The 20367-nt window shown below is 69.1% G+C and carries 7 protein-coding genes; 1 reads left to right on the forward strand and 6 read right to left on the reverse strand.

The genetic code is table 11. The features are described from left to right. Genes AP234_RS24375 through AP234_RS24385 form a run of 3 tightly spaced genes read right to left on the reverse strand, consistent with a single transcriptional unit; the run spans position 1 to position 9654 of the window. Positions 1 to 894, reverse strand: coding sequence for a serine/threonine-protein kinase (locus tag AP234_RS24375; protein ID WP_055482041.1), 894 nt, complete (start codon positions 892 to 894; stop codon positions 1 to 3). Continuing rightward, positions 891 to 3065 carry a UvrD-helicase domain-containing protein gene (locus AP234_RS24380; protein WP_083502388.1) on the reverse strand — a complete coding sequence of 725 codons (2175 nt, stop codon included), beginning with the start codon at positions 3063 to 3065 and terminating at the stop codon, positions 891 to 893. The genes AP234_RS24375 and AP234_RS24380 overlap by 4 nt, the downstream gene beginning before the upstream one ends. Positions 3066 to 3120: 55 nt before the next feature. Next, on the reverse strand, positions 3121 to 9654 hold the full coding sequence (locus AP234_RS24385) for a DEAD/DEAH box helicase (protein WP_055482043.1): 6534 nt from the start codon (positions 9652 to 9654) through the stop codon (positions 3121 to 3123). 125 nt (positions 9655 to 9779) lie between these two features. Between AP234_RS24385 and AP234_RS24390 the strand changes: the two genes are divergently transcribed. Next, positions 9780 to 10340: a DUF3800 domain-containing protein gene (locus AP234_RS24390; RefSeq protein ID WP_055482044.1), complete on the forward strand. Its 561-nt coding sequence runs from the start codon at positions 9780 to 9782 to the stop codon at positions 10338 to 10340. Positions 10341 to 10732: 392 nt separating this feature from the next. Here AP234_RS24390 and AP234_RS24395 read toward each other — a convergent pair whose 3' ends face one another. From AP234_RS24395 to AP234_RS24405, 3 genes are read right to left on the reverse strand one after another with little or no spacing between them, the layout of a single operon-like run. Continuing rightward, complete coding sequence (locus AP234_RS24395; RefSeq protein ID WP_055482045.1) at positions 10733 to 15850, reverse strand: hypothetical protein; 5118 nt, start codon at positions 15848 to 15850, stop codon at positions 10733 to 10735. 11 nt (positions 15851 to 15861) lie between these two features. Next, positions 15862 to 18657: a DEAD/DEAH box helicase gene (locus AP234_RS24400; protein WP_055482046.1), complete on the reverse strand. Its 2796-nt coding sequence runs from the start codon at positions 18655 to 18657 to the stop codon at positions 15862 to 15864. 10 nt (positions 18658 to 18667) lie between these two features. Continuing rightward, on the reverse strand, positions 18668 to 19687 hold the full coding sequence (locus AP234_RS24405) for a serine/threonine-protein kinase (RefSeq protein WP_055482047.1): 1020 nt from the start codon (positions 19685 to 19687) through the stop codon (positions 18668 to 18670). Between the last annotated feature and the right edge of the window lie 680 nt (positions 19688 to 20367).

A 20367-nucleotide genomic window follows, 5' to 3' on the forward strand; every position in this document is an offset into this window, starting at 1 on the left:
TCACTCCAAGTTCGAGATGACCGCTGAGTAGATGTGCACGGGATCCGTGGACAGGTCCCGGTCGACCCAGCCCTGGAGCGGGGGCAGCCGGTGGATCCACGGCAGCAGGCGGCGGTAGACCGACACTGCGCTTTCCGGCCGTCGCTCCGGACGCTTGGCGAGCAATCCGCGTGTCAGTGCTTCCAGTTCGGCGGGGACACCGTGCATCGTAGGGGGATCCTCCTTCTGACTGCGGGCGATCTCAGTGAGCAGATCTCTGGATTCGAACGGCCGCACGCCGGTGAGCAGCTCGTAGATGACGCAGCCGACGGTGTAAAGGTCACTGGCACGGCTGGCCTGCGCTCCTTGGATGAGCTCGGGTGCCATGTACCGGGCCGAACCCGGGATCTGCCCCGACTGAGTGATCTTGGAGAACTCGCCCGCGCCAAGCGAGGTGGCGACACCGAAGTCGATCACTTTGACGGTGCCGTCGCGGCACAGCACCAAATTCTCCGGCTTGACGTCCCGATGGATCAGATCGGCCCGGTGCGCCGCGGCGAGCACGGCACAGACCTGCGCCGCGATGAAGGCCGCCCACGGAACGGGCAGACTGCCTTCCTCGTCCTTCAGCTTGCCGACCGAGTCGCCGCGCAGCGCCTCCATGACCATGAACAGGTCGCCGTCGTCACCGAAGTCGTAGACGACCGGAACCCCGGGATGACGGAGCCGGGCGGTGATCCGCACCTCACGGTGGAAGCGCCTTCGCGCGTCCTTCTCCGAGGTCAAGTCGTCGGAGTTGATCAGCTTGATCGCGACCGGCCGGTTGAGCCGCAGATCGGTGCCCTCCCATACCTCGCCCATGCCGCCCCGCCCGATGGGCGAGGTGATCCGGTAACGGTCGGCGACGGTCCTCATGGCAGAAACCTGCTCTTGGTGCCGTGCCAGCTGATGACGACGCTGTCCCGCGCCCGGGTGGCGGCCACGAAGAGCAGCGACCGGGCGCGCTGCAGCTCCCGGCGGAAGCGCAGCGGGTCGTCCTGCTCGAACGCGAGCACCCGTTGCGCGGGCACCATGCCCTCCGCGACACCGGCGAGAACCATGCGCTGGTACTCCAGGCCCTTGAAACGGTACATCGTCGCCACGTGCACGGGCGCTTCGAAGAGCTTCGGCCCGTCAGGGCCGATGGACGCGGCGACGATGCCGGCTCTGCCCAGCCGGTTCTCGACCTCCGCCACCATCCACCGTTCTGGCACGCAGATCGCGATCGATCCCCCGTCCCACTCCTTGACCCGCTCGACGATCCCGTCGAGCTCGGCGTCCCAGGTGGGGTACGGCGTGAGCACCGGCTCTGGCCCACGCAGCACCGAACGGTAGCCGGTCAGGTCGTCGCTGCCGTCGTCGAGGTCGTCCCACTCCTCCTCGCCCAGCAGGCGGCAGGCCGTACGGAGGATCTCGTGGGTAGTGCGGTAGCTGAGGGTGAGCTTCGACGACCTGCCCCGGATGTTGATGCCCAGGCTTCCCAGGGAGACATGATCGGTGTAGATCCGCTGGTGGGTGTCGCCGGCGATGAACAGATCGTCGGGGCCTTCGGGGACCATCGCGCGCAGCATCCGCCAGTGCGCCGCGCTGAGGTCCTGCGCCTCATCGACGACGATGTGGCGGTAGGGGTTCCGATACCAGATGCCGGAATCATGCTGCAGCTTCACCGAGCTGATCTGGTCGGCCTGGTAGGAGGCGACCGCCCTGGCCCGCTCGATCGCCAGGCTCGCCGCCCGCTCCGCGACCTGCCGGAAGGTCCACAGCTTCTTTTCGTCCAGGCGCATCACGTAGCGTTCGACGAGCCGCCAGATCTCCGCCCGGTCCTGTCGGCTGATCGCACGGCCACGCCCGGCCCGGCGGGCGCGGAAATATTCGGCCCGGGTCGCGACACCCTGGCCGAGGATCACCTGTGACCATTCCGCGTGCAGGAACTCGGGGTCCCACCGGTGCTCCCCCAGCTCGTCGAGGAGCTCCTGCCACTCGATGACGGCCTTGGTGTCGTCGATCCACTGCCGCCCGGCGCCCGCCTGAGCGGCCGAGACGGTGTCGCTGGCCAGCTTGTCGATGTTTACGATGTCGACGCGCTTGACGACCTCCTGCCCCGCCAGGTCGAACAGCCGCCGCCGCAGGTCGGCGGCGAGGTTCTTGTTGAACGTGGTCAGCAGCACATCCTTGCCCTCGCCCGGGCCGAGCCGCTCGACCAGATGCTTGACGCGGTGCAGCGCCACGATCGTCTTGCCGGTGCCGGGGCCGCCGGTAACCCGGGCCGGGCCGCTGTAAGCGCGCTCCACGATCTTCTGCTGGGTGGGGTGCAGGAACACCTTCCAGCGCCCGAAGTCGCCCTCCTCCAGCACCTCCTGCAGGGCCGTGTCCTCCGTGGTCACGACTGTGGCGGGCCGGGCGAGCGCCGCCTGGTAGTCGTCGCCGTCGATCGCCTCCTCGACCGCGACCGGCGCGGTGATCTGGTCCATGACCTCGTCGACCGTCTTGCCGTCGTGCAACGCGAGCAGCACCTCGCCGGTGAGCTGCGGCGCGTACGCGATCAGGCCGAGCAGTTCGTCCTCCGTGGTGATCTTCGCGATCAGGCCGAGCAGCGGCTCCGCCACACCCAGGTCCAGCAGGGCTTCGGCGGAGAACTTCGCAAACAGCGGTTCCGGCTGCGCCGGAACCTCCTTACTCGACGTGGGGGGCACCGGGGTGACCGTCTCCCCGATGGTCAACAGGTCGAGGAACTCGATGCCGCCCGTCACCGGGTTGATCTGATAAGCGAACTTGTCCAGATTGTCGTAGACCTCCTGACGCGGTTTAACCGCGACCAGGATGTAGTCACCACCACCGGCGTGCAGCAGCAGCGCCCGGTAGTCAAGGTTCACCCGGGCCGAGTACAGCCGCGGGTGCCCCTTGAGCTGCTTGAGTCGCAGACCGGGACTCTCCGGATCCTGCCGGAATTTGTGCTGGAAGTCGTAAATGGCACCCTTGACCGCCCGCGGGAGCTTGAGGATCTCCTTATCGGCCCTGTCGAGAAGCCGCAGCGTCACCCTACTCACGCATCCTCCTTGGTCGGCGCGTTCGCGATACCGCTCTCCCGGTCGCTCCGCTCACTCACCGGGCCCCTCCCCTTTCATCGGCACCGATCCGCTCGGCCAGTTCCTCAGCCGTCCAGCGCCCTGCGATCCGTACATCCCAGCCGGCCTGGGCATAGGCGACGTCGCGCTTGTGCGCCTCGTCGTCGTCCCCCGCGAGCACGACCGCCACCTTCGCCCGCGGCCAGGCCATCTCGGCCTGCCAGGCCTGCTCACCGAGCTCGTAGCCCGCCTCGGGGGCGGACACGCCCAGCTCCGTGAGAGCGTGCGCGAGCAGCGCCAGCACCGGGTCCTCCGGGTCGAGGAGGTCGAGCACCTCCTCCCATGCCTGCGGCACGGTCGTCTCCGCCCCCTCGGTGGGCGCCTCGGTTTCGGTCGCGGGCCGTACGGCTTCGGCGTCCGCAGCGGGCGGGCGCGGTACGAACGCCGCGCCGTCCGGGAGGTCCTGGTCGAGCGGGAGCCCACTGAGCATGGTCAGGTGACCGTCGCCGCCGGCCGCGGCGAGCAGGTTCGGATCGAACAGGTCCAGGCCGGTGAGGGCGAGCTGCCCTCCGTCGCCCGCTCCGGCGTCGAGGAACTGCAGCAGGTTGCCCCAGTACAACCAGGCGGCCCAGCGGCGCCGGTGCGTCTCCTCGTCGCCAGTGATCGTCCCGGCCCGGTCGTCGACCACGGTGAACGCGCTCCACGCCGGTTCTGCGCGTCGGTCCAGGACCACCGTGAGGGGGGCACCGTCCAGGTCGACGGTGGAGCACACCGTGATCGGCCCTCCGGGGCCGGACGGAAGGTCCTCACCGCGTAGGGATGCGGCCACACGTTCCGCGACAGCACCCGCGTCGCATGTGCTCATGGCGCGCCGCGCCGGGATCGTGCCGGCGACGACCGCCTCGGCCCGGTGCAGCCAGAGCCGCCGGTCGGGCTCGCGGAGGAAGGCGAGCAGCGTCTCCACCGGGTTGGTCCACACCGTGCGCACCAGCTCGACCGGGTCGCGTTCCGGCTCTGTGCGCCGGTAGAACCCCCGCGCCTGTTCCTGGGCATTGCCCATGTACGGCTTGCGCAGCGGCTCGACGGACAGGTCGGGAGCGAAAGAGCGCTGCTCCCATTCGTCAAGGTTCTCCCAGGTCAGCTGGAAGACGAACCGGCCGTGCGCGCGCAGCCGGGTCCGCTTGTCCGCGTCGTCGGCCAGCCGGTTGATCTCCGCGGTGGCGTGGTAGGCGTAGCCGTCGAGGTAGACGGCGACCTCCTGCGGTTCGTCGTCCACCAGTCGGAACAGCACGTCGGGCCGGGTTCCCCGGATGGTGTTCTGCAGTGTCATCCGCCAGTGCCGGATCACCCCGTCCGGTCCCTCGATCCCCGGTGCTTCGATACGCAGGTCGGCGGTCTTCCTACCGTCGACGACCTCGCCGCGGGCGAGCGCGGCGCGCGTGTCGGGCCGGCGGGCCCACGCCTCCAGGCCGTCCAGGAAGCGCGCCTCCAGCTCGCTCTCGACCTGGTCCCACAGTGAGATTTCGGCCGTTGTCGCGACCGGCGCGACCTCCCACTTCTCGAGCAGCTCGCCGAGCATCTCCAGCGCGTCGGCCCGGCTGACCTTGTCGTACAAGTTGCCGGGAACGTGGGAGAGCAGGCAACGGTGGCAGGCCCGCTTGTCGCGCTCCTCCTTGCAGCGGCACTCCGCCACGATCCGATACGCCGCGGTGAGCACCTCGCGGAAGCCCTCGGGCGAGGAGAGCCGGTGCAGGTAGCCGGTGCCACCGGGCAGCGCGTCGTGCAGCACGAGGAAGCGCCGCTGCCGCCCGGTGCCCGGGTCGGGCATGGTGGCGGTGACGATGTCGAGGTGGTCGGGATCGCCGCCGTACCTGGCCGCCACCCCGGCCATCAGCGCCGCCTGGAACGAGGCGGTGCGCTGCTCGATCATCAGCGTGGCGACGGGAAGCAGGACACGCAGCGCCTCGGTGTGCAGCTCGTGCGCGAGGATCAGCTTGACGTGCTCGGCGTCGTGGGCGGTGCGCCGGAAGGGGCACCACGGCCGGTGGTGGCTGCGCGACCGGTCGAACGACGAGGTGGCGACAAGCCCGTCGGACTCGCCGGAGGCGGGCGGGCCGTCCAGGGTCGTACCACCGCAGGATGGGCAGGCGTGGAAGGGGTTGAGCCGGACGAGCTCGCCCGCGAACCGGTCTCCCGCCGGCCGGTCGTAGCGGGCGGTGCCCAGGTTGAACCGGCGGATGACGGCCCGGCGGGTGAAGTCGACGCCGAAGACGGCCGTGCCGTGCCGCCACGAGCCCGGCGCGATGTCGGCGGGGTCGACGTCGACCGCGATGGCGGTCTCGTAGTAGCGCCGCTGCCGGTCGTCGCTGTCGTCGCGGATCCGCACGTCGTCCCGGCGGTCGTGCGCGGTAACGCGGGCAGGCCGCAGCACCCTGTGCAGCGAGGCCAACTCGCCGATTTCCCGGCTGCCGCAGCGCGGGCACGGGGAGGTGTCCTCGGCCGCCAGGAAGGTCCGCACATGGCCGCAGCCGGGACAGACCCGCCAGTCCTCCCAGGCCGGGCGGGACGGCGTGCCGATGTCCAGGCCGCTGATCCGGTGCTGATAGCCGCGCATGTAGAAGGAGTTGCCGGGCGCCAGCTCGGTGAGGGCCAGTCCGGCATGACGCTTGTATTCCCGGACCTCGCTGTGGTAGCGCCTGCCACCCGGGACCTCCTCGTCCCAGGTGATCGTCGCCTCCAGGGTGGTGGTGGCGTCGATGAGGGAGTAGTTCGGCAACAGGCCGAGCTCGACCAGCGCGCCCTGGGCGTTCTCTCTGCCGATCTCGCCGATCAGCCGGGCCACGGCCCGCCGCTCGGCCGCCAGCGACCGCTTGATCGCGTGCTGGCTCGGGTCGGACTCCACCAGCGTCTCGGAGGTGGCGTCGATCACGCCCAGCCGCTCGCGCAGGTCGTCCAGGCGCCGGTTCCACACCCGCTCGGCTTCCGCCACGGTCTCCTCCAGCCCGCCCATGGCGAAGGCCCGCAGGCGGGCGGCGGCCGCCTCGCTCACCGCGTCGCCGAACAGGTCGAGGAACCCTCCGACGAGTGCAGCGCCGGACGCCTGCGCGGCGGCGGTGAACCCGGCGAGCCAGCCGGTCTCGCCGAACAGCGCCGATGCCCGCCGGGGTAGCGCGGGAACGCCGGGCACCCGGTCGCGAGCGCACAGGTCGACCAGGTGGGCGACGTACTGCCGGCGCAGGATCTCCACGGCCGACAGGTAGCTGCCGGGCGGGACGATCTCACCGGCGATCATGTCGCGCGGCTCCTCCAGGAAGTAAAGGTCACGCGGGGACCTGCCGACCATGGTGACCAGGAACGCGTTCCCGGTACGACGGCCCGCCCGGCCGACCCGCTGCACATAGTTCGCCGGTCCCGGCGGCAGCGAGGCGAGAATGACCGCGGACAGATCACCGATGTCGATGCCCAGCTCCAGTGTGGGCGTGCAGGACAGCGCATTGGGGTCGCTGTAGCGGGTGCCCTCGCGGAAGCGCTCCTCGGTCTGCTCACGCTGGCGGCGGGTGAGCGCCCCGGTGTGCTCGGCGGTGACGACCCGGATCACCCCCTCACCCAGGTAGAGCCGGCGGTAGTAGTCGGTCCGGTGATCGCGGGTGCCGTGCTCGGTCAGGGTGCCGCCGCAACGGTAGCGGGGGCACGGCTGGCCGTACCAGTCGCCGACGAGATGGGGCGGAACGGTCTGTTGCCAGGCGCACCGGTCGCAGCCGATCCCGGCGTCGTCGACATGTTCGTCTCCGAGCAGGTGCACCTGGATGTGGCCGGGCTGCAGGCCGTACACGCCGGTGGAGCCGTCGTCCGCGGTGCGTTTGGCGACCACGCCCTCCACGGCCAGCAGGGGAAGCAGCCGGGACAGGTAATCGCCGGCCTGGCCCCTGGTCAGGCCTAGGCAGCGGGCGGCCCAGTCCTGCGGCCAGCCCTGGTCGGCGTCGATCCGGTCGAACTCCGATTTCCGCTTGAGCCGGTCGAGCAGGAACGTCGGGGCGCCGACCCCGCGGGGGAACGCGGGCATGCCGTCCGGGCGGCGGCCCCAGATGGCGTTGTAGCGGCTGGTCCCGGCGTTGCCGATCCACCTGTCGAGCCACGCGTGCTTGATCGCTCCCCGGTACCGGAGCCGTTCCACCAGGCCGCGGACGAAGACGAGATAACGCTCGTCGGTCTGCGTTTCGACCAGGCCGGAGGTCGCCGTGTGCACGTCTCTGGCCAGCTCGGCGATCCTCATCGGGTCGGCGAGCACGACCTCGGCGGCGGCCGTCCGGGTGAGCTCCAGCGTACGGCCCTGCCGCGAGCGCAGGCCGAGCTCCATGACGGTGGCGAACGCCAGCCGCTCCCCGATGAGGTTCCACGTGTCGGGGCCGCCCTCGCTCTCCTCGGCCAGGATCGCGTCGATCTCCGGACGATCGTGCAGGTCGGGCGGGACGACCGCGGGCAGCACCCCGGCCTCGCTGGCCGCCGCCGCCAGATCGCCGATGAGATCGTTGAGCAGGATCGGCGCCTCTCCGTCCAGCCGGGAGGTGAGCAGCCGGCGCAGGGAGAAGGCGTAGGAGCGGTTGGCGACGAACCCGGCGCGGTGGGCGGCATCCTGCACGGAGTCGTTGAAGAGCAGGGTCTTGCGCTGCTCCGGCTCCAGTTGGCCGCCGGCGAACAGCTGCGTGACGACCACCGAGGCCAGCGAGGCCAGGCCGGAACCGAGGAAGCGGATGCCCTCATCCATCTCGCACGCCGGGCAGCGGTCCTGCTCGGCGGCGTTGAGCGCCTCCGGAGTGGTGCGCAGGTCGGTCAGCACGAAGACGATGTCGCCCTCGCCGTAGGCGTCGCTCGCCGGATCGTAGGGCCGGACCCGCTGTCCGTCGAGGACGGCGAGGTTCCGTACCGCCGCCGCCACCTCGCGCTCGGTCGCCTGGATCAGCGGCCTGACCCGCTTCTTCTCCGCGCCGACGTTCGCCCGGTAGATCCTCTCCGGCGTGGTGACCAACTGCTCCGGGTCACGCTCCGGCGAGAACGCGGCCCAGCCGGAGCGGCCGCAGTGGCGGCAGTAGACGGCCGGGAGCCGGGTCTTGTCGAGCGGGTTGAACGTCGAGTCGGCGTCCATCACGAGCGGCTCGCCGATCCACGCGAAGGCCGGGGTGTGGTGCACCAGGCGGAGCAGCCGCGAGACCGCACGCACCCACATGTGCGTTTCGACCAGCAGGAATGGTCGTCTCGGCCGCCTGCCGACGTCGTCGGTGTCCTCGGGGTCGCGGGCGCACGAGAGCAGCGCGACGAACCGGGCAAGCGCGGTGGCCGCCCGGGCCGGGTTGTCGCGGATGGCGGCGCCCCAGTTGTAGGCGCCGCGCCGGGGCAGCAGGTCCAGCATCTCGTCGAAGGTGCGCGGCTCACCACCGAGCACGTCGAGCACGGCCTGGGTGAGGATGTGCCGGCGGAGCACCTCCCCCAGATCCTGCGGGCCCAGCCCGGCCCTGCCGGTGACGGCCGTGGCCAGCTCGTCCATCGCCGTGGAGTCGCGCAGCGGGTCGCCACAGGCGATGAGGTCGTCGGGGCCGGGCAGTGGGAGCGTGACGTCGATGTCGCCGATGAACTCCTCGGCGGTGAGCCGATCCTCGCCGATCACGGAATCCACGGGGAACGCCACACCGAAAACCTGCTGGGCGACCTCGCGGATGACGCTCCCACCCCGCCCCACCGGGTCTCCGTGCCCGGGGCCGTTCTCGCCCAGGGTGGCGGAGGTGGCGACCGGGCAGATGTCGCCGAGCGGCCGGCCCGGCCGGGCGTGGCCGGTCGCGGCGGCCAGCCGGCGCAGCAGCATGGCCACGTCGGTGCCCTGCGCGCCGTCGTAGGTGTGGAACTCGTCGACCACCACGTAGGCGATCTCGGCGTCCCGCCAGAGCGGCAGGTCGTCGGACCGCTGGAGCAGCAGGTCGAGCATCTTGTAGTTGGTGATGAGCACGTCCGGCGGGTTGCGGCGGATCTCCGAGCGCTGCGTCATCACCTTCGGGTAGCCGACCTCCGGGGTGTCGCCGATGTAGAGGGCGGCGGTCACGTCGCGCAGCTCCGGCCGCTGAAGGTAGCCGCTGATGCGGTGGGCCTGGTCCGCGGCCAGGGCGTTCATCGGATACAGCAGGACGGCCTTGACGCCGCCGCGCCCGTCGGCCCGCTCCCGGCGGCAGTGGTCCAGCACCGGGATGAGGAACGACTCGGTCTTGCCCGAGCCGGTGCCGGTCGTGATCAGCGTCGGTTCTGCCCTCTTGCCGACCGTGCTGAGCCGTTCGAACGCCTTCGCCTGGTGCCGGTACGGCGAGAAGCCCGCCGGCGCCCACTCAAGCATCTTCTGCCAGCCGTCCTCGGCCGTCCGGAACGGGGTGCGGATGCGCAGGTAAGGACCGCGGAAGATGCCCTGCTCAGGATGGTTGAGGAACCGTTTCAGGGCATCCCGAACGGGCTGGTCGGCCAGCGCGAACGTGGTGGTGAGGTACTGCGTCAGACTCTGCCGCAACTCCTCGGCGGCCAGCGTCGGCCTCACCGGTCCTCCCCGTGAACTACGGCATGAACTCGTACGGCCCGCCCACGCCTGAACCTGCTCCGCACCCGCACTCCCGTTCGAGCAACGCTGAACGATCTGACCCTTAGTGACGATATCTTTACGCAGTGCTTACCGCTTATATTGACGAGAGCCTTCGCCGCCGCCCCCATGACGACAGCGTCTACGCGATGGCGGCGGTGATCGTGGATCTCGCCGACCGCGACGACATCCGTCTGACTCTCGAGACCCTCCGCCTCGGCAAACAACGCCGTCTGCACTGGCGCGACGAATCTCCGGCCCATCGGCTCGACATCAGCCGAACGCTGACAGAGCTCCCTCTGGACAGCATCGTCACCGTATGCATTCACGACAGGACCATCCGGCATGAGCGAGCGAGACGCCTCTGCCTGGAACGCTTGTTCTATGAGCTCGACTCGAGGAACGTGGAGAGGGTGACTCTGGAGAGCCGCTACACCGAAGACCGGCTCGACAGGAGCCTCCTGACCAGCATGCGCCGGTCGCTTCGCATCTCGCTGACCATGGAGGTGCGCTGGACATCGCCCTATGACGAGCCGTTGCTGTGGGCGGCTGATGCCGTCGTCGGCGCCACGACGTGGTGGCTCGATGGACAGCCACAGTGCTTCAAGGTGCTCGCCGACCGCATCCGCGTGATCTGCCTGGAGTGAGATGACAGCGCGAAGGCCGGGCACCCGATATCCCTCGGTAGTCCCGGCCTCACTTCCGCACTCCCAGGGGTGCGGCACCACCAAGTATGCCTCACCGAAAGTGATCAGGCAAGCGGCATTGAGTGACGACCAAAACATAGAGCCCCGTTCAATGAACGGGGCTCCGGGCCACCCATCGAAATGAGTGGTGCAGTTGTGAACAACAAACAGGGTCGTCTCCGTGTCTGTCAACTCACTCAGAGCAACAGACCCTGCCCTGACCTTGGCCGGTGGTAGGAGCGCGAAGGCCGGACGCCCGATTCCATCGGGAAGCCCGGCCTCACTTCCGCACTCCCAGGAGTGCGGCACTACTGAGGGTGTCGCACGATGGGTGACCGGGCAAGCGGGTTTGGTCACGACGCGCTCTCGTCGCTGTCGGCCGGTCCGGTCGGCGGCTGCCAGCCGGAGCGGCGGAGGCGCTCGGAGAAGACGGCATGGGCCTGGCGGTACTCGGCCTCCCGGTCGGCCTTGTAGAACGGAGCGGTGTACCCGTCGGGAACGGGACCGTTCACCTCCGGGTCGAGGTGGGCCATGAGCTGCTCGAAGTGCTGCTTGCTCTGGCCGTATCCGTAGGTGTTGTAGTTGCTTGCGATCTTGCGCCCCCTGGAGTCGAACCAGATCTCGCTCTCCCTGTCGGCAAGCACCGGAAACCGCGAAAGGTAGACGGTGACCAACTGCTCCGCCGAAATCCCGAGCCAGACGGCCACCAGCGCGTCGATCTCGACCAGCGCGGCCCGCCGTTCCCTCTCGGTACGGAGCGGAGTGGCATAAACCCACTTCGAGGTGACCGATGCCGGGTCCCCGAGCGGCCTGAGCCCGGACCAGTCGACAGCCCATCGCTCGTCGTTCCAGGTCGGGTCGTACAGCTCTGTCCAAAGCGAATCGTAGGCACTGGTGAGGCAGTTGAGGCGAAGGGTGCGGAGCAGCAGCGCCGAGGCCAGCGGGTGGTCCGGATCGGCTGCGGGCATTGCGTTGGCCTCGGCGTTGCGAAGATCCGACCGCCCGGTGATCCGGAGCAGGTAGTCGAGCGGAAGCGCGGCCCAGAACCCGGCGGCCAGTGCCGTACCCCGGTTGTCGGCGAGAGCCATTGTGTGCACGGCATCCACATGCGTCGGACCGGGCGGGATCAGCGCGGCGAACAGCGACCGTTCCGTGTTGAACGGAATCATGCGCCGCCATGCGAGCCGATAGAACTCGGTGGAGCGCCGGATGACGCTCTGCCCGTCCCCCCAGCGGTCCTGCGCAGCATGGTAGGTCTCCTCGTCGCAGGCCCGCTCGTAGTTGGTGATCGGGACGGCGTTGGCCGGAAGGCACTCGGTGCTCAACGTCGACCAGTCCTGGTTGTTGCGGCACGGGATGTTCGGCTGCTTGGCGAAGGGGGTCGCGATACCGAAGTGCGGGCCCTGAAGGATCACCTGATCCAGCGTGTCCCGCGCTCCGGTCGCCCAGCGGATGAGGCCGTCCTTTTTCGCATTCGCCTCATGGTAACCCGAGCTGATCCGCACTACATGTCCGCCGAGCCGGTCCCGGACCCCCGCCAGGGCCGTGATCGCATCCTGCTCGACGATCGTGGCCGGGGCGAGCAGCGGCGTCTCCTCCGGCAGCCCGTCATGGCCGGTCAGCCGCTGCCACTTACGCAGCAGCCCCTCATCGACTGGGACCAGGCGGTCTCGGTGTGGGCGGAGGTCCCAGTTGCCATTGTGCTTCATCCCGACGCTCCCGCCCGCACCGTCATGTGTGAGCGACCCGACCAGCGTCTCGGGATGGAAGAGCCAGCTCACGTTGGTGAAGCCGATATCCCCCAACGAACCGTAGACGTGCAGGCCGAACTCGGTGTTCCTGCTGACCGGCTCGGGGAAGGCCCAGTTGCCCACATTGGTGAAGTGCCCGTGGACTCGGAGATGCCGGTAGGCCGCCGCCCGCAGGCGGCCCTCCTTCACACCACCGAAGTGCGTGTCGGGATGGATGAGGCCGGCCATGCCCGCCAAGCCGAGATTTGCCCAGATGCGACACATGAAGGCGCGGTAGAGGTCCGGCTGGGTGCCGGCCAGGAGCGGATAGACGATTCCCGAGCCAATGGTCTCGACCGTGCCCGTATTGGCCGACAGCTCACTCAGGTAGTAGGCCCGCGCGGTCTTCCCCGCCAGCACCGCCGCCTTGCGCGCCTTCCACTCGATGATGCTCGGCTTCTCCGCGAGCTTGAACCACGGCTCCATCTCGGCGAGGACCGCGTCCTCCTGCCATGTCGGCCTCACCCACGGCGGGTTGCCGACCTGGAGGTCGAAGCCGCCCTTCTTGAAGACCTGGGCGAAGTGGAGTTCCCAGTGGAAGAAGCCCTGCTGATCCGCGATGTCCCTGACCGTGTGCAGCCATGGGAAGCGCTCGTCGAGCTTGAACTCGGAGTCCATGCCCATCCAGGTGTGTAGCTCGTTCTCGAACACCTCCAGGTCGTCGAGTGACGCGAAGACAGCGCCGAGCGAGTCGTCGGGGATGTCCGCGCGGCCGAGCACGGCCTCGGCGAAGTCGAGCCAGTCGTCCAGGGTGGCCAGCGGGATCACCGGGCGCAGCGGCTCCAGGGGCGGCCGGGGCTTGCGGGCAGCGGCCTTGGCCGGCCCCCCGCTTCTGGTGGTCTTCACGTCCAGGGCGTACCCGACGAGGTCGAGCTGCTTGTCCCCCACGCTGAACAGTGAGTCGGTGACGTAGACGTTCCCGAAGCCGATCGACTCGTCCGCAACGGCATCCGTCCCATTCGTCGACGTCGCGGGCACGGACCGCACCGGCGTGACCGCGGCTCGCACCGGAGCAGAAGCGTCTGATCCGTAGTCCGACGCTCTTTCCCGCGCGCGCCGCGCATAGATCTCGGCGGATCCGTCGAGCAGGCCGGCCTTGTCCAGCGGCCAGAACCACAGCGCGCACCAGGCGTCCATGACCTTCTTCAACCGCCAGTACGGCGTGCCCGGCGCATGCAGGTCCGCATAGACCTTCTCCTTGGGCACCGCGTTCGCCGGCTGCTCGATCCAGTCGGCGCCCCAGAGGTCGATCTTCCGGCTGATCTCCCGCTCGGAGATGGCCAGCCGCTGCTGGACCAGATCCCACAGGTACTCGGCCCGCCTGGACAGCCCTTGGAGGCGCTGGAGCCGGGTGAGCCTGTGCCCCTGCTTCTTCTTGTCGGAGACGCTCTTGTGGATCTGCTTTCGCCAGGTCGCCAGTTGCTTGGCCTGCTCGGGCGCCAGCTCCTTGGCCTCCTTGGCCCCGGCGACCGCGCCCCAGCCCCCGGCGGGGAGCAGGAAGTGGTGGACCTTCCCGGCGGGCAGCTCACCGGCGGAGAACGGCAGATCCTCGGGGGCCTCCTTCCACCAGGTGCCCCTGGTGAGCTGCGCCGCGCCGTACACCCGGCGGCCCGCGCCGATGAGCGAGTTGCCGCGGCGCAGGTGGAGCCCGAACCAGGGGGCCTGGAGACCGGGGTGCATGACGTTGAGCCAGAGCGAGACCTCGGCCAGCTCGATGGCGGTCTCGTTGAGGTCGACGCCGTAGGCGTTGTGCAGCGCGACGTACGCCTTGACCCTCTGCAGCTCCTCCTCGTACCGCTCCGGGTCGATCGAGACGCCCAGCTCCTGCTGGCGGCGCTTGAGATATTCGGCGGCTACCTGGTTGACGGCCTCGTTGAGGAACGCGCCGGAGCCCAGGGCGGGCTCGCAGATCGTCCACTTCAGGATCTCCCGGGCCGGGGTGACCGTGCCGCCGGAGTCGAGACGGTGCTGGAGCGCGAGTCGTACGGTGACCCGGGTCAGCGACTCGGGCGTGTAGTAGGACGCACTGGTCTCCCGGTCGCGGCCGGCCAGGCGGTAGACGAAGGAGCCCTCGCGATAGCGCTTGTACTCGTCGAGCTTGTCGCCGTCCTCGTCGACGGCGTGGACGAAGACCTCCGACGGGTAGTCGTCGACCTTGGAGGCCGGGATCATCCAGGAGCCGTCCTTCGGGTCACCTCCCTTGGCGACCTCGTACAGCTCCTCTGTGGCGATGAACCCGGTGTACGACATCAGGCCCTCGTAGACCGCGCCGAGCTGGTTGATGCCGAGCTGGGCGTAGGAGATGAATCCGCCGCGCTCCTTCTTGCGTCCCTTGGTGAGCATGAGCTTGCGCAGCACCTTGTGGAGCGTCTCGTTGCGCAGCCGGGTGTCGACGCGCGGCGCGTCGGGGTCGTCCTCGTCCAGGGAGATCGCGTCCCGGCCGATGAGCTTTATCGCCTCCGGCTCGAACAGGTCGGAGCGGAGCGGCTCGAACCGCAGCCCCTCCCCCTCCGAGCCGTCGGGCTCGGCACCCATCCGGGGCCGGTGGCCACGATTGACCATGCGGAAGAGCAGGTCGAGCGACTCGTAGAGGTGGAAGGAGTTGCGGGCCTCCTCCCCCGTCAGGTCGCGCACCACCAGATCGCCGAGGCGGGCCAGGCTGTAACCCTTGACGTAGTCCTTGTCGTCGGTCGGCAGGATGCCCAGCTCGGGGCGGGCCTCGGCGTACAGCAGGAACAGGATCCGGTAGAGGTAGCGCAACGACTCGCGGCCCAGCTCCTTCGCCAGCGCGGCGGGCTCCATGACGTCCTCGGGACGCACGCCCTGCGCGCGGACCCGGGCGAGCACCTCGTTGGCGATCAGCTCGACCGACTCCTTCAGGCCGTCGCGCAACTCCTTGGAGACGCCGACGGCGTGATTTCGGGACCGGTCGAGCAGCTCGGCGAGCGGTTCGGAACCGCCCTCCTCGGGCGGGAGCAGGGAATCGGCGCCGAACAGTGCGGCGATCGTGCCCAGCTCGGCGTCGTTGTTCCGGCCGAGGGCCACGTCGAGGCTGACCGCGAGATAGCGGCCCTCGCCCCAGACGGCGCGGTCGGCGAGCACGACCACACCACCGGCGAGGATGAGCACATAGCGCGGCGGCTCCTCGGTGGTCAGCAGCCAGGAGGCGAGCTTCGTGCCGGAGGTGATCTGCTCGGCGTTGTCGAGGCCGACCGGGGCGAGCAGCCGCCCGGCCTGGTCGTCGTCGAGGGCGGCGTCCACGTCGGCGGCCCAGCCGCACTCGATCGCGATCAGATGCCGGTCGGCGTAGGCGACCTCGACGGCGTACTCCTTGCCCGCCCGCTCCACGGTCAGCTCGCGCGGGCTCGCGTCGTATCCGAGGGCGCGTAACACCTCACCGTGGAGCTCGCCCAGCTCCTTGCGCCACTCGTCCCGCTCGTCGGGGGTCAGTTGCTCGCCGTCGCGCAGCCGCGCGTCGAGGTCCGCGAAGTAAGGCCGGCCGGCGAAGTACGGCCGCGCCAGCGCGCGCAGCCCCTTGCGGGGGGTGGTGCGCTCGGCCTTCTCCTGCTCGCGCCAGCGGGCGAACAGGCCGTCCTTCTTCTTCAGATCCTTGGGCAGCACCTCGGCCAGGTAGTGAGCCGAGAAGTAGTCGCCGCGGTTGACCAGCGAGTCGAAGCTCATCGGTGTCCGTCCTATCTGACCGCGCCCGAGTCCGGCGCCTCGGGAACGAGTACGGCAAGGACCCGCAGGAGCGGCTCCCCTGTGATCTTGAGGGAGTCGAGCAGGCGCTGCTGCCGCTCGACGGTCTCGCTGACGCGCTGCTCCTTGCGCCCGCGCTGGGAGGCATGCACGCCGTCGAGAGTGAGCTGCCGCCACTCGTCGAGTCGGCTCCGGTAGGAGTCGAGCGGCTCGACCACCTGCTTCTCGTAGACCGATCGGCGTTCCTCCAGGTGGGCGCGGGCGGTCGCCACCGCCTGAGGCACCCGCTCCTGGAGCGGGCGGAGGTCGATCGCCCGTCCTGTGTTGATCATCCTGGGACCGACGCGGGCCGCGGCGAGGACGTCGGTCATCTTCCGGTCGAGCACACCGTCCGAGGCGACCGCCATCCACTCGACCACCGTCGGCTGCCCGCGCCGGTTGGAGTAGATGCCCTGGACGAGGAAGATCACCTCGTCGACCTGGGCGGTGACGACCGGCGCCTTCTGGCGGCCGAACCGTACCAGGACCTTGTCGGTCACCCAGTCGACCATGGGGTGCAGATCAGAGAGGTACGCGATCTCCGGCCACATCGTCTTGGTCGCGCGTGCCTCGTCGAGCTTGCGCCGAGCCAGCTCGCGTTCGAAGGTGACCTTCATCCGCCCGCGCACGTCGTGCGTGCGCAGGTAGTCGGCGGGCAGTGCGGACAGGCGGTGGACGAGATCGGGCGGCGGCCGGAAGGCGAGCATCTCGCCGTCGTCCTCGAGGCCCTTGAGCAGTCCAAGCGTGTCGACGGCCTCCTTGACGAACGCCTCCGAGCCGTCGAAGAGGCGGGGAACGTCCGCACGGAGCGGGTCGGTGCCTGCGACACCACCGTCGACCGAGCCGAACAGGTCGGCGAACGGGTCGTCGGCCTGCTGCTCCGCGAGGGACTCCGCCACGGTCTTGCCCGCGAGAAGGTCCTGGATGAGACGGCGCTCCTCGCGCTCGGCGCGGTATTCACCGGTGACGGCCTCGGCGGTGCCCAGGCTGCGGTGCGCGGTCTCCTCCTTGTCGAGGAGCTTCTCGGCGACGGTCCGGTCGTCCTTGGCACCCTCGACCTCGGAGGTGAGGATGAGCGCCCGGAACTGCGGCTGACGGGTCTGGCCGTACCGGTCGATGCGGCCGTTGCGCTGTTCGATCCGGATGAGGCTCCACGGCACGTCGTAATGGACCAGGTGGTGGCACTGCCGGTGGAGGTTGACGCCCTCGGAGGTCACGTCGGTGGTCACCAGCAGGCGGACGGGGCTGTCGGAGAGCCCGAAACGTTCGATGATCTCCTGCTGCTGCTGGTCGGACATGCCGTTGCCGAGCATCATCTCGACCGCGCCCCTGCCGGTGAGGCCGAGCCGCTTGGGCAGGACCTCGGCCAGCCACCTGACGGTCTCGACGCTCTCGGAGAAGACCACGGCCCGCGTCTGACCGCCCGGCCGTACGCCGATCTCGTCCTTGAGCACGCGGACGAGGGCGTCGAGCTTGGCCGAGTCGCCGTCGGTCATCTGCGCGGTCAGGTCCACGAGGGTGTTCAGCGCCTCGATCTCGCGGGGCTCTTTGGCGTTCTTGAGCCGGTTGCCGACCGTCTTGGCCAGGGCCTTGTGCGAGGAGAGGAACGCCTTGAGCAGGGTGTAGGGGAAGAGCCGGTTCTTGGCATCGACGACCGGGCCGTCGGCGCACCGGTCCCCTGCGAGCCAGACCTGGGTGAGCTCTTCGAAGATCTTCTCCTCGGCGGGGGCGGCGGCGCACCGCACCGGGACGGAGGGGCCGCGGTCGGGCCACTTCGCGCCCATCTGGTCACGCACCTCAGGGCTGATCTTGGTGCGGCGGATGTAGAGGTGCTCGATGTCCTTGGCCGAGTAGCTGCGGTCGTCGGCGATCGAGGCGGGGTCGAGCATGCGGATCAGCTCGGCGAACGACTCGCTGTTGCCGTTGTGCGGGGTGGCGCTGGCCAGCAGCAGCGCGTCGGTCTTCCGCGCGAGCAGCTTGGCGAGCCTGTTACGCAGGCTGGTCTCGCCGATCAGGTTGTGCGATTCGTCGATGACGACCGCGTCCCAGTCCATTTTCTCCAGGTGCTGACCGTACTTGCCCTCGTTTTTGAGGGTGTCGATGGAGACGATGATCCGCTTGTAGTGGGTGAAGGGATTGCGGCCGGCGGGGATCTCCCGCTGGATGCGCTCGATGCCGACGGAGTCGAGGCGAATCAGCGGGATGGCGAAGCGGGTCCACAGCTCGTGCTGGAACTGCTCCAGCACCTGCTGCGGGGTGACGACGAGAATGCGCTCGCCGCGGCCGCGCCGGATCAGTTCGGCGAGGATGAGGCCGATCTCCAGGGTCTTGCCGAGGCCGACGACATCGGCGATGAGGATGCGCGGGCGCAGGCCCTTCAGCGCGAGCTCGGCGGGGCGCCGCTGGTAGGGCAGCGGGTCGAGCAGGAAGCCATCTGCGAGCGCGAGGCCCTTCTCCGTCTGCGGAAGCGGGGTCCGGCGCAGGACGGCCTCGATGAACAGGCGACTCTGTGCGAAACGCGGAGTCATGTCCTGCTCCAGGACGGTCTCCTCGGGCTTGAGCAGGCTCACCGTGTCCAGGTCGGTGAAGAAGACCGCGTCCTCGTCGCGGACGAACTCCGACGCGCCCACCGCCGTGATTTTGTAGCGAGGTCCGTCTCCGCGCGTGGCGAGCTGCGCACAGGTCCGGACGATCCACTCTGCGTCCCGGACTTCGATCCGAGCGCCGGGCGGGAAGGATGTCTCGGTCACGGTTCTCCTCTTAGAAACGGGCGCCGGCGGCGTACGCGCCGCGGAGACGGTCGGCGAGCTTCGCGACCACCGAGCCGGGCATGACGACCTCGGACAGGTCGCGCGGGCGCGGTCGGATCGGAGGGGCAGGGTCCTTCGGGTCGGTCTCCCGCTCGACGTAGGTGGCCACGGCCAGGCGCCGAACGGCCACCGGCAGCGTGACCCCGCCGGCTGTCGCCAACTCCCTGAGCCGCTCGTACACCTCGGACACGCCAGGGCGGGCGGCCGGGTCGGGGGCGAGCATCGCGGCGATGAGCGGAGCGAACTCCGGCGGAACGCCGGAGAGGTCCGGCTTCACCTCGGAGCTGATGATGTTCATGAACAGCGCCGCGACGGTCTTGCCGTCGTAGGGGTAGTGCTTGGCCAGCGCGAACGTCAGCGTCGCGCCGAGTGAGTAGACGTCGGTGGCGGCGGTGACCTGCTTTGGGGTGTTGGCCTGTTCAGGCGACATGCACGCGGGTGTACCGAGCGTCGAGGCGGTCGTGGTCAGGTCGGTCGGACCGTCGGCGAAGGCGACGAGGCCCAGATCGATGACCTTCGCCCCGTCCCTGCCGAGCAGGATGTTGCCGGGCTTGAGGTCGCGGTGGAGCAGATCAGCCTTATGAATATCGTCCAGCGCGGACGCCAGCAGGACGCCGAGCGTCGCGACGTGCTCGCCGCCGAGCGGGCCGCGGGTCTCGACGAACTCCTTCAGACTCAGGCCGCGAACGTACTCCACGGCGAGCCAGGGCCGTTCCTCGCCCTCATCGGAAGCGTCGACCAGGGCGGCGACATGCGCCCCCCGCACGGTCCGCAGGGCCTCGATCTCCCGGGCGAACCGGGCGCGCGCCTCGGCGTGACATAGGAGATCTTCACGGATGATCTTCACGGCGACCTGCTCGTCGTCATCGGTGACACCGTAGAAGACACGGCCCATCCCACCGGAGCCGAGCCGACCGCACAGCGTGATGCCACCGATCTGCTGGGGGTCGGAACGATCCAGGGGGTCCATGTTCACCAACCTCAACCGCGACGTCGGGGGAAACGCATCGGGACGCCCAGGATATGGCCTGCACCCCTTTGCGCCTTCCCGGCCGCGACGAGATCAGACCCGCACGACTTCACCGGGCACGCGGCAACAGTAGTGGGTCATCACCCACACGTCTACGTACTTCAACTGTGAACTCAGGTAACAATTAGACGTGGCGGACCATCTCACTCTTCCCTTCACCACCCACTCCTCCCATTTATCCAGATTCGAGATATTTGACCCCTTATCGCCCTCACGGGTCCTATGTGAATAGGATTCACACTTGATTGCCGAGCCAGCCCACGATATGATCTCTTCACCTCGTCGAATCCGGCGTAGCCCTCGCCGGCTGATCGCCTCACCCCAGGCCCCGGCTCCACCCGTCCCCGCCGGTTCTCCATCCAGCGGGAGAGGCAAGGACCGGCGATATCGCTCGACATCCCTCTTGTTCATCGACTAACCGCGACTCACAGTCCATGCGGCCACCGACCGCACGGCAAGGAAGGCGGGACGCTGTGGGACAACACTGCACCGAGAAAGGCCCGCACGACGGCCAATGGGATGGTAGGTGACGCCCCTGCCGGCCCCTGGCGATGGCCACGACGATCTGGCACAACAACCGATCGGTGACACCCGGGCGCGCCTTGATACCACCGGGGGCC

Origin of the sequence: Sphaerimonospora mesophila, from assembly GCF_001417795.1 — a bacterium.
GTDB classification, from domain to species: domain Bacteria; phylum Actinomycetota; class Actinomycetes; order Streptosporangiales; family Streptosporangiaceae; genus Sphaerimonospora; species Sphaerimonospora mesophila.